This is a genomic window from Aeromonas sp. FDAARGOS 1408 (assembly GCF_019048665.1).
GTDB lineage: Bacteria > Pseudomonadota > Gammaproteobacteria > Enterobacterales > Aeromonadaceae > Aeromonas > Aeromonas dhakensis.
Genome location: NZ_CP077394.1, coordinates 3,361,188 through 3,372,500 on the forward strand (window position 1 = coordinate 3,361,188; position 11,313 = coordinate 3,372,500).

General features: G+C 62.3%; 8 protein-coding genes, 1 tRNA gene and 2 rRNA genes (1 of these 11 cut by a window edge). 5 read left to right on the plus strand and 6 right to left on the minus strand.

Features of this window, described 5'->3' with window-relative positions:
• Nucleotides 1-92: 92 nt before the first annotated feature.
• Genes I6L38_RS15400 through I6L38_RS15410 form a run of 3 tightly spaced genes read left to right on the plus strand, consistent with a single transcriptional unit; the run spans nt 93 to nt 2,346 of the window.
• Entirely contained in the window at nt 93-755 is a 663-nt protein-coding gene (locus I6L38_RS15400; RefSeq protein WP_043170473.1) for an amino acid ABC transporter permease, read from the plus strand.
• On the plus strand, nt 752-1,513 hold the full coding sequence (locus I6L38_RS15405) for an amino acid ABC transporter ATP-binding protein (protein WP_216988684.1): 762 nt from the start codon (nt 752-754) through the stop codon (nt 1,511-1,513). Before I6L38_RS15400 ends, I6L38_RS15405 begins: the two co-directional genes overlap by 4 nt.
• A complete protein-coding gene (locus tag I6L38_RS15410; protein ID WP_139398077.1) occupies nt 1,510-2,346 on the plus strand; it encodes a transporter substrate-binding domain-containing protein in 837 nt (278 codons plus the stop codon). Before I6L38_RS15405 ends, I6L38_RS15410 begins: the two co-directional genes overlap by 4 nt.
• A 303-nt stretch (nt 2,347-2,649) precedes the next feature.
• On the opposite strand, the gene I6L38_RS15415 is transcribed toward I6L38_RS15410, so the two are convergent.
• Together I6L38_RS15415 and I6L38_RS15420 are read right to left on the minus strand one after the other, a co-directional pair.
• Entirely contained in the window at nt 2,650-4,596 is a 1,947-nt protein-coding gene (locus tag I6L38_RS15415) for a MacB family efflux pump subunit (RefSeq protein WP_367273689.1), read from the minus strand.
• A gap of 2 nt (nt 4,597-4,598) precedes the next feature.
• Entirely contained in the window at nt 4,599-5,759 is a 1,161-nt protein-coding gene (locus I6L38_RS15420; RefSeq protein WP_216988685.1) for an efflux RND transporter periplasmic adaptor subunit, read from the minus strand.
• A 161-nt stretch (nt 5,760-5,920) separates the two neighbouring features.
• On the opposite strand from I6L38_RS15420, the gene I6L38_RS15425 reads away from it, so the two are divergent.
• Both I6L38_RS15425 and I6L38_RS15430 read left to right on the plus strand, forming a co-directional pair.
• Nucleotides 5,921-6,601, plus strand: a complete 681-nt coding sequence (locus I6L38_RS15425) for a response regulator transcription factor (RefSeq protein WP_042008917.1) — start codon at nt 5,921-5,923, stop codon at nt 6,599-6,601.
• Nucleotides 6,598-7,881 (plus strand): ATP-binding protein, encoded by a 1,284-nt coding sequence (locus tag I6L38_RS15430; RefSeq protein WP_201881442.1) that lies wholly within the window; start codon nt 6,598-6,600, stop codon nt 7,879-7,881. Before I6L38_RS15425 ends, I6L38_RS15430 begins: the two co-directional genes overlap by 4 nt.
• A gap of 29 nt (nt 7,882-7,910) precedes the next feature.
• Here the strand turns inward: I6L38_RS15430 and I6L38_RS15435 are convergent, their stop codons facing one another.
• The 4 genes from I6L38_RS15435 to I6L38_RS15450 all read right to left on the minus strand — a co-directional run.
• Nucleotides 7,911-8,411 (minus strand): NUDIX domain-containing protein, encoded by a 501-nt coding sequence (locus tag I6L38_RS15435; protein ID WP_201885365.1) that lies wholly within the window; start codon nt 8,409-8,411, stop codon nt 7,911-7,913.
• A 354-nt stretch (nt 8,412-8,765) separates the two neighbouring features.
• Nucleotides 8,766-8,842, minus strand: a tRNA-Asp gene (locus I6L38_RS15440).
• 95 nt (nt 8,843-8,937) lie between these two features.
• Nucleotides 8,938-9,052: ribosomal RNA gene (gene rrf, locus I6L38_RS15445) — 5S ribosomal RNA — on the minus strand.
• Between the two features lie 83 nt (nt 9,053-9,135).
• Nucleotides 9,136-11,313 (minus strand): 23S ribosomal RNA (locus tag I6L38_RS15450); it runs 711 nt beyond the window's last position.

The window sequence follows — 11,313 nt, forward strand, 5'->3', positions numbered from 1 at the left end:
ATCGCGGATGCGGACGAGGATCCTGATGTGGGCACTTATCTGCCCTCTACCACCGTCATTCACCATCCATGCACAAGAAAGGAGGGATCGCTATGGCCAGTCCGGTCACTGAACAGTTGACGCAGGCGCTGCCACTGCTGGCGGTGGGCGCGGGTCAGACCCTCGCCATCTCGCTGCTGGCCATCCTGTTAGCCACCCTGGGCGGGGTCGGTTACGGCGTGCTGGCCCAGCAAGGGGGAAGGCTGACGCGGGTAGTGTTGCGAGTCTATCTGGAGCTGTTTCGGGTGGTGCCCGTGCTGGTCTGGCTCTACCTCTTCTTCTTCGGGCTGCCGATCTTCTTTGGCCTGGATATCCCGGCCTTCTGGTGCGCCGTGCTGGTGCTGGCCCTGTGGGGCGCCAGCGAGGTGGGAGAGGTGGTGCGCGGCGGCCTCAACTCCCTCGCCCGTGGTCAGCAGGAGGCCGGCCTGGCGCTCGGGCTCTCCCGCTGGCAGCTCTATCGCCACGTGCTGCTGCCTCAGGCACTGCAACGGCTGACGCCGCCGACCATCAACATCTACACCCGCATCATCAAGACCAGCTCGCTGGCGGTGCTGATCGGGGTGGTGGAGGTGATCAAGGTGGGCCAGCAGATCATCGAGCGCACCTATGGCTCGCTGCTCATCTACGGTCTGCTGTTCCTGTTCTTTTTTCTGGTCTGCTATCCGCTCTCGCTCGCCTCGCGCCGGCTGGAGCAACAATGGGGTAATGCGGTATGACACCTCTGCTTGAGCTCAATGCTGTCAGCAAACAATTCGGCCAACACCGGGTACTGGATGAGGTCAGCCTCACTGTGCACGCCGGGGAAGTGATCGTCATCCTGGGGCCGAGCGGCTGCGGCAAGAGCACATTGCTGCGCACCCTCAACGGGCTCGAACCCATTCAGGGGGGCGAGATTCGCTTCGACGGAGAGTTGCTGGATGGCAATACCGACTGGCAGCGGCTGCGACAACGCATCGGCATGGTGTTCCAGAGCTATCACCTCTTCCCCAACCTGACGGTGCTGGAGAACGTGCTGCTCGGCCCCCTTCAAGTGCAAAAACGAGAGCGGCAGGAGGCCCTGCTGCAGGCGGAACAGCTGCTGACCCGCATCGGCCTGTGGGAGCGGCGCCACGACTATCCGCGCCAGCTCTCCGGCGGCCAGCAGCAGCGCATCGCCATCGTGCGGGCCCTGTGCATGAACCCGCAGGTGATGCTGTTTGACGAGGTGACCGCTGCGCTGGATCCCGAGATGGTGCAGGAGGTGCTGGAGGTGATCCGCGATCTCGCCGGCAGTGGCATGACCCTGCTCATCGTCACCCACGAGCTGGCCTTCGCCCAGGCGGTGGCGGATCGCATCGTCTTCATGGACGGCGGCCACATTCTGGAGCAGGCCGCCCCCCATCAATTTTTCGAGCACCCGCGCAGCCAGCGTGCCCGCCAGTTCCTCGCCAAGTTTTCTTATACAAATGTCATCAAACGAAAGGAGTCAGCATGAAAAAGATCACCTCGGTTCTGTTCAGTGCCCTGTTGGGACTGGGTCTCGCCAGCGGCGCCGCCCATGCGGCGGACGGCTCCCTCGCCAAGATCAAGGCGCGGGACAAACTCATCGTCGGCGTCTTCACCGACAAGCCCCCCTTCGGCTATGTGGACGAGAAGGGCAACTACGTCGGCTTTGATACCGATCTCGGTCGCCGTTTCGCCAAGGATCTGCTGGGGGACGAGAACAAGGTCGAGTTCGTGGCGGTGGAGCCCGCCAGTCGCATCCCCTTCCTGCAGAGCGACAAGGTGGATCTCATCCTCGCCAACATGACGGTGACCCCGGAGCGGCGGCAGGTGGTGGACTTCACCAACCCCAACCTCAAGGTCGCGGTGCAGGTGCTGGTGCCGGAGAAGAGCGCCGCCAAGGGGCTGAACGATCTCGCGGACAAGACCCTGATCGTCACCACGGGCACCACGGCCGACATCTGGCTGACCCGCAACCACCCGGAGTGGAAGGTGCTCAAGTTCGAGAAGAACACCGAATCCCTGCAGGCGCTGGCCCAGGGCCGTGGCGACGCCTATGCCCAGGACAACCTGGTGCTCTTCAGCTGGGCCAAGGAGAACCCGGGCTATCGGGTGTTGCCCGAGAAGTTGGGCTCGGAAGACCCCATAGCGCCGGCGGTGAAGAAGGGCAATATCGAGCTGCGTGACTGGGTCAACGACCGTCTCGCCAAGCTGGGGGAAGAGAAGTACCTGCTGAAACTCTACGACCAGTATGTGCGCGAACACTTAAGCGCCGATACCGATCCGAACGACGTGATAGTGGAAGGAGGCAAGTGGCAGGGCTGAACCTGCGAAGTGCTGAGAGTGTGATGTGTGTGAAATCTTGGTTCCGTTGGTCCGCAAACCGCAAGGTTTGACCTTTCAGGCGTCCCCCTCGGGTGGCGCCTTTTTTTCGCATGGGAAAAAGAACCGGGCCAGGGGCCCGGTTGAAAACCCGCGCAGAGCAGGCTGTGTCACGTCGATGACACGGTTCAGGCTGCCGGACTGACACGGGATGCCGTCCGGCCAATTCGCCGCGCCGCCGGGGGCGGGATGAGCCCTCGGCAACGCCGGCGAATGGGTTGGCGCAGCGGGCGCCGAAGAGAGTGCCTACTCCCGCTCCAGGGCGTGGATGGGGTCCATCCGCGCCGCCCGCCGCGCCGGGAAGAAGCCGAACAGCACGCCGATGAGGCTCGAGCAGAAGAAAGCCATCAGCACGGCGTCCAGGGAATAGCTCAGGGTAAACTGGCTGCTGAAGTGCTCGAACAAGACGCCGACCAGCAGGGAGAGCAGCACCCCGGCCGCCCCGCCCAACAGGCAGACCAGCACAGCCTCGATCAAGAACTGCTGCAGTATGTCGCCGGTTCTGGCCCCCACCGCCATCCGCACGCCGATCTCGCGGGTGCGCTCGCTCACCGACACCAGCATGATGTTCATCACCCCGATGCCTCCCACCACCAGGGAGATGAGCGCAATCATGGCGATCAAGAGAGTCAGGGTGGCATTGGTGCTGGTGATCGCCTGACGAATGCTGTCGGTGTTGAGCACGAAGAAATCCTGAGCGCCGTGACGCTCGCGCAGCAGGCGGCTGATGCCATCCTCGGCGGCGGCCAGCGCCACCTCGTCCTGCACCCGCACGCTGATGCTGCGCAGGTGGCTCTGGCCCAGCATCCGCGTCATGGCCGTGGTGTGGGGGATCCAGACATTGAGGTTCTCGTCGCTGCCAAAGCCGCTCTGGTTGCGGGCCACCACCCCGATCACCCGGCACGGCAGGCTACCCAGCAGGATCACCTGACCGAGCGGCGACTCCCCCGCGGCAAACAGGCGCGCCAGGCTGTTCTCGTCGATCACCACCTCCTGCGCCAGAGCGGCCACGCTGGTGGCATCGAACAGCATGCCTTGCAGCAGTCGATAGCCGCGCACCTGGAAGAACTGCTCCCCCACCCCGTTCACCGAACCCAGTACCGCCTGACTGCCCCGGCGCAGGGTGACGCTGGTGGCCAGGCTGGGGGTCACGCTGTGCACATAACCAAGTCCGGCGAGGGCGTCGGCATCCTCCACCCTGAGGGTCTGGACCGCCTCGGCCCGCCGATCGCCGAAGCCGCTGCCGGGGAAGATCTCCAGGGTGCTGGTGCCCATGGCATTGATATTGGCCAGTACCTGCTGCTGGGATCCGCGCCCGAGCGCCACCACAGACACCACGGCGGCGATGCCGATGATGATGCCGAGCATGGTGAGGAAGGTGCGCATGCGCTGGGCCTGCATGGCCAGCAGCGCCATCTTGAAGGCGGCGCCGAGCCGCCCGGCCAGACCGCCACGCGCCCCTTCGCCGACCCGGGACCCAATGTGCGCGGGAAGCGGCTGTGCCGGCTCATGACGACGATCGGCCACCACCTCGCCATCTTTCAGCTCGATGATCCGCTCGGCCTGCTCGGCGATCGCCATGTCGTGGGTCACGATCACCAGCGTATGCCCCTCGCGGTGCAGCCCATTCAATATGCCGAGCACCTCGGCCCCGCTCTGGCTGTCGAGGGCGCCGGTCGGCTCGTCCGCCAGGATCACCTGACCGCCGTTGATGAGGGCGCGGGCAATGCTGACCCGCTGCTGCTGGCCGCCGGAGAGCTGGCTCGGCTTGTAGTCGAGCCGGCTGCCGAGCCCGAGCCGCTGCAGCAGGCTCTCGGCCCGCGCCTTGCGCGCATCGCCGGCCAACCCGGCATAAAGGGCGGGCAGCGCCACGTTGTCGCGGGCACTGAGATCCCCCAGCAGGTGGTAGCGCTGAAAGATGAAGCCGAAGTGCTCGCGGCGCAGGGTCGCCAGCGCATCGGCCGCCAGCCGGCTCGTCTCCCGTCCGGCCACCCGGTAGTCACCCTCGCTCGGCTGATCGAGGCAGCCCAGAATATTGAGCAGGGTTGACTTGCCGGAGCCGGAGGCGCCGACGATGGCCACCATCTCGCCCCGCGCTATGGTCAGGTCGATGCCCTTGAGCACCTCGACGCGCCGCTCCCCGTCGCCAAAATGGCGGCGGATACCGCTCAGTTGCAGCAGTGGTTCTCTCATCATCACATCCCCATGGGCGGACCCATCCGCCCGCTCTGCTGGTGCTGGGCCGTCAACTGGCTCACCACCACGGCCTCCCCCTCCGCCAGCCCGTCCAGGATCTGGGCATCCACCTTGTTGTTGAGGCCGACCTTCACCTGCCGCCATTGCGGGCGACCGCCCTCATCCACCACCTGTACCCGCCCCTCGCTCAGGGCGATGGCCGGGATCACCAGGGCGTTGCGTTCGGTCGCCAGCACAATGTGCACCTGGGCCGTCATGCCGATGCGCAGGGCCCGCTGCGGATTTTCCACCTCGAACAGGCCGTTGTAGTAGACGGCCGTGCTGGTCGAACTGCTGCTGGTCGTGTCGTCGTTGATGGTGTCGGGGGCGGGCTCGATGGCGCGCAGGCTGGCCTGGTAGCGCCGCTCGGGCGCTCCCAGCACGGTGAAATAGCTGGGCAGTCCTGTCTTCACCCTGATCACGTCCGCCTCCGAGATCTGCGCCTCCACCGTCATGGTGTCGAGCCGCGCCACCTTGACCATGGTCGGGGTACTCTGCACCGCGTTGACCGTCTGCCCCTGCTCCACCGGGATCGCCACTATGGTGCCCGCCATGGGGGAGACGATGCGGGTGTAGCCCAGATTCACTTTGGCGATATCGACCGCGATGCGGGCCTGCACCGCCTGCGCCGTCAACGCCCGGATGTCGGCACGGGTGGCCGTCAGGGTCGCCTCCGCGCTGTCGTAGTCGGCCTGACTGCCCAATCCCCGAGCCAGCACCTTGCGCTGACGCTCGAAGACCAGCTGGTTGTTGCGCAGAGTTGCCCGGCGCGAGGCCAGCTGGGCCTGCACGTTGTCGAGGGCGGCTTCGGCATCTTTGAGGGCGTTCTGCTGGGTGAGATCGTCGATCTCGACCAGCAGATCGCCCTGCTTCACCTCGTCCCCCAGTGCCACATGCAGCGCCTTGATCTGCCCCGATACCTGGGCCCCCACACTCACCAGCTTCTGGGCCTGCAGGGTGCCGTCGGCCAGCACGCTCTGCTCCAGATCCCGCCGCTCGACCGAAGCCGTGATATAGGCGGCTGCCGGCGCCGCCGTGGAAGGCAGCCACAGCCAGCCGGCGCCGAACAGCAGCAGGGCGGGCAGCAGCAGGCGAACAACGAGAAGACGGACAGGGGTCATCGCGGATATCCTTGGCTAAAACAGAGGATGAAACAGACCCGGGCAATCTACTCCAATGTCCGGTTAAGCCTCTTGCAGGGCAGTGTAAGGATTGCGTAAAAGCAGCTGTCAGGCGGAGACGGACACGGGAAAATGGCGCCAACCCGAGACGGAGAAGAGCGATGAAGATCCTGCTGGTGGACGATGATCTGGAGCTTGGCACCATGCTGAGCGAATACCTGGGCGGCGAAGGCTTTGCCACCACCCATGTGCTGACCGGCAAGAGCGGCGTGCAGCACGCCCTCTCCGGCAACTATGCCGCCGTGGTGCTCGACATCATGCTGCCCGACTTGAACGGCAGCGAGGTGCTCCGCCAGATCCGCCGCGACAGCCGGATCCCCGTCATCATGCTCACCGCCAAGGGGGACAATATCGATCGGGTGATCGGGCTCGAGATGGGGGCCGATGACTATGTGCCCAAACCCTGCTACCCGAGGGAACTGGTGGCCAGGCTGAGGGCCGTGCTGCGCCGGGTCGAGCCTGCCCCCGCCAATCCGGGCAAAGAGCAGGGCCTGCGCCTTGGCGAGCTGGTGCTCTCCCCCGCCACCCGTCAGTGCCACTGGCAAACGCAGCCGCTGGAGCTGACCGCCACCGAGTTCAACCTGCTGGAGCTGCTGCTGCGATCGCCGGAGCGGGTGGTCAGCAAGGATGAGCTCTCCCTGCATGGGCTGGGCCGCCCACGCGAGCCCTATGATCGCAGCGTCGACGTGCACATCTGCAACATCCGCCAGAAGCTGCAGGCCCTGGCGGGGGACGCCATCGGCATCGAGACGGTGCGCAGCATAGGATACCGGCTGGCATGATCCTCAAGGGGCGCCTGTTCTGGAAGATCCTGTTCGGCTTCTGGTTCACCATCATCATGATGAGCCAGCTGCTGTGGGTGGCGTTCAGCCTCTATCGCCACGAAGGGCCGCCGGAGCAGCGCATGGCCAACCAGCTGGCCGAACGCCAGCTGGAGGCGGCCGCCAGCCTGCTGCAGCGACAGGGACCGGCTGCAGTCGCAGCCCTGCAGGCCAGCTGGCCGGCCCGAGAGCGAAGGCTGCTGCAGCTTGAACCGATCACAACAGAGCCAGCCACGACGCTGGGCGGCCGCATCCTGCTGGGGGCCGATGGCCAGCGCTATCGGCTTGACTATGACGGCGCCGGCCTGCAGCAGTTGCTGGCCCCGCCCCAGCCCCATCGCAACTGGCTCAACATGCCGCCCCCCATGTGGTGGATCGGCGGGCTTGGCGGCCTCTTCTTCAGTGCCCTGCTCGCCTGGCACCTGACCCGTCCCATGAACCGCTTCCGACAGGGGTTCGCACGCCTCGCCCAGGGAGATCTGGCAGTGCGCCTCTACCCCGCCATGCGGCGGCGCCACGACGAGATCAGCGATGCGGCCCGCGACTTCGATGCCATGGCCGAACGGCTGCAACTGCTGGTGGAGAGCCGCGAGCAGCTGCTGCACGACGTCTCCCATGAGCTTCGCTCCCCCCTTGCCAGGTTGCAACTGGCCATCGGTCTTGCCCAGCAGGATCCGGCCAGGATCGAGGGTTCCCTCGAGCGGATCCAGCTCGAGACCCATCGCATGGACAAGATGATCGGCGAACTGCTGACCCTCACCCGTGCCGGCCATGGCGAGCGGGACGGCGAGGAGTATTACGATCTGCAGGGGCTGGTCGACGCCGTGGTGAGCGATGCCCGCTACGAGGCGCAGCACATGGGGGTCGAGATAAAAACCTGGGTGGATGAAACCCGGGAGTACACGGTCTGCGGACAGGCGGAGCTGATCCGCCGGGCCCTCGACAACGTGCTGCGCAATGCCCTGCGCTTCTCGCAGGCGGGCCAGTGCATCCACCTGACCCTGATGCACCAGGGCAGCGAGTTCGTCATCGAGGTGGCGGATCAGGGGATGGGGGTGGATGAGAGCAAGCTCTCCAGCATCTTCGATCCCTTCGTGCGGATCGGCTCCCCCGCCGCAGGCAAGGGCTATGGGCTGGGCCTTGCCATCACCCGCAAGGCCATCCAGGCCCAGGGCGGGCGGGTCGACGCCAGAAACGGCGAAGAGGGTGGCCTGATCGTCACCCTCCATTTGCCGGGCTAACTGCTCCGCCCTGTCATCACAGCTATCGGTTAGCCCCGTAGCCGCTGCAATTGACCGATGGCATTGCCGGTAGAACGAAAGGCAAACTCTGCGGGGGCAATGCTGGCCAGCTTGCGCCACTCGCAGGCGGCCACATCATCGGCCGCCACCACCAAAGGCTTGTGCGCCAACTCCAGCAAGAACACGGTATCGCTGGTGTGATAGATCACATCGTCATAGGGATAGACGTTGGCATAGGAGCCCAGGTAGCGCGGCGTCTCACCTGCCAGATCCAGTCCCAGCTCCTCCTTGAGCTCCCTCACCAAGGCTTCCTCCAGCGATTCACCGGGATCGACGAAGCCGCCCGGCAGATCCAGCAAGCCCCGGCCTGGATCCCGAGCCCGTACCGCGACCAGCAGCTCGTCCTGCCAGCACAGTGCCACCATCACGGCCGACGCCACATTCTGGAAATAGTGAAAACCACAGCCACAGGCAAACTCTTTCTCGCTGCGTTGTTGCAGCGTTCCGGAACCACAACGCGGACAAAACATAGGGGGACTCTCATCTGACACCAAAGGCGCATTGTATGACGAACCCCATCCCTGATGGAAAGCCTTGAGGCACAACGCCCATGACGTGATAAATCAGCAGGATATAAAAGAGGGAGGAGAGGTAATACAGAGGGAAGCAAACCAAAGAAACCCAGTCTTTCGACTGGGCTTCTTTTAGTGGCGGAGCGGACGGGGAGACGGACAGAGTCCGGCTCAAGCACAAAGGACAACAGACAGGGACCAAGTTGCCAGTGGCAAGTCGCAGCCCTGGCGGTTGTCTCTTGTTTCCTCATCCCGTTTGCAAAAGCCAGATAGCAAAAAGGCCTTCCCGTGAGGGAAGGCCTTTCAATTTAGTGGCGGAGCGGACGGGACTCGAACCCGCGACCCCCGGCGTGACAGGCCGGTATTCTAACCGACTGAACTACCGCTCCGCATTCGGTTAGCTTTCGCTAAATCTTTTGCCGCTTCTTGATGAGGTCTCATCCTCGCAGCCGGTTATGTCTTTCACATCACCGTTTAATTGGGTGCCTGGCAGTGTCCTACTCTCGCATGGCGAATGCCACACTACCATCGGCGCTACAGCGTTTCACTTCTGAGTTCGGCATGGGGTCAGGTGGTTCCACTGCGCTATTGCCGCCAGGCAAAATCTTCAATCTGAAAAAGCTGATTTTGTTATTCGTTCTCGGTATCTGCTACAAGCCTTCGAACACTTCTTGGGTGTTGTATGGTTAAGCCTCACGGGTAATTAGTATGGGTTAGCTCAACACGTCGCCGCGCTTACACACCCCACCTATCAACGTTGTGGTCTCCAACGGCCCTTTAGGACCCTCAAGGGGTCAGGGATGACTCATCTCAGGGCTCGCTTCCCGCTTAGATGCTTTCAGCGGTTATCGATTCCGAACTTAGCTACCGGGCAGTGCCACTGGCGTGACAACCCGAACACCAGAGGTTCGTTCACTCCGGTCCTCTCGTACTAGGAGCAACTCCCTTCAATCATCCAACGCCCACGGCAGATAGGGACCGAACTGTCTCACGACGTTCTGAACCCAGCTCGCGTACCACTTTAAATGGCGAACAGCCATACCCTTGGGACCGACTTCAGCCCCAGGATGTGATGAGCCGACATCGAGGTGCCAAACACCGCCGTCGATATGAACTCTTGGGCGGTATCAGCCTGTTATCCCCGGAGTACCTTTTATCCGTTGAGCGATGGCCCTTCCATTCAGAACCACCGGATCACTATGACCTACTTTCGTACCTGCTCGACCTGTCCGTCTCGCAGTTAAGCTGGCTTATGCCATTGCACTAACCTCCTGATGTCCGACCAGGATTAGCCAACCTTCGTGCTCCTCCGTTACTCTTTGGGAGGAGACCGCCCCAGTCAAACTACCCACCAGGCACTGTCCGCGAGCCCGATTCAGGGCCCTGCGTTAGAACATCAAACATACAAGGGTGGTATTTCAAGGACGGCTCCAGCGCAACTGGCGTCACGCCTTCAAAGCCTCCCACCTATCCTACACATGTAGGTTCAATGTTCAGTGCCAAGCTGTAGTAAAGGTTCACGGGGTCTTTCCGTCTAGCCGCGGGTACACCGCATCTTCACGGCGAATTCGATTTCACTGAGTCTCGGGTGGAGACAGCATGGCCATGGTTACACCATTCGTGCAGGTCGGAACTTACCCGACAAGGAATTTCGCTACCTTAGGACCGTTATAGTTACGGCCGCCGTTTACCGGGGCTTCGATCAAGAGCTTCGCTTGCGCTAACCCCATCAATTAACCTTCCGGCACCGGGCAGGTGTCACACCCTATACGTCCACTTTCGTGTTTGCAGAGTGCTGTGTTTTTGATAAACAGTCCCAGCCATCTGGTCACTGCGACTCCCGTCAGCTCCATCCGCAAGGGACTTCACCAACAAGAGCGTACCTTCTCCCGAAGTTACGGTACTATTTTGCCTAGTTCCTTCACCCGAGTTCTCTCAAGCGCCTTGGTATTCTCTACCCGACCACCTGTGTCGGTTTGGGGTACGATGACTTGTAATCTGAAGCTTAGAGGCTTTTCCTGGAAGCAGGGCATCAATGGCTTCCGCACCGTAGTGCGTTCGTCTCGTGTCTCAGTGTTGTGTCTCCGGATTTGCCTAGAAACACCACCTACGCACTTTCACCAGGACAACCGTCGCCTGGCCCACCTAGCCTTCTCCGTCCCCCCATCGCAATTACAAGTCGTGCAGGAATATTAACCTGCTTCCCATCGATTACGCCTTTCGGCCTCACCTTAGGGGTCGACTCACCCTGCCCCGATTAACGTTGGACAGGAACCCTTGGTCTTCCGGCGAGGAGGCTTTTCACCCCCTTTATCGTTACTTACGTCAGCATTCGCACTTCTGATATCTCCAGCATACCTCTCGATACACCTTCGCAGACTTACAGAACGCTCCCCTACCACTCACGCTTAGCGTGAATCCGCGGCTTCGGTGCCTGGTTTGAGCCCCGTTACATCTTCCGCGCAGGCCGACTCGACTAGTGAGCTATTACGCTTTCTTTAAATGATGGCTGCTTCTAAGCCAACATCCTAGCTGTCTGAGCCTTCCCACATCGTTTCCCACTTAACCAGAACTTTGGGACCTTAGCCGGCGGTCTGGGTTGTTTCCCTCTTCACGACGGACGTTAGCACCCGCCGTGTGTCTCCCGGATATTACTTACTGGTATTCGGAGTTTGCATGGGGTTGGTAAGTCGGGATGACCCCCTAGCCCAAACAGTGCTCTACCCCCAGTAGTATTCGTCCGAGGCGCTACCTAAATAGCTTTCGGGGAGAACCAGCTATCTCCGAGTTTGATTGGCCTTTCACCCCCAGCCACAGGTCATCCCCTAACTTTGCAACGTTAGTGGGTTCGGTCCTCCAG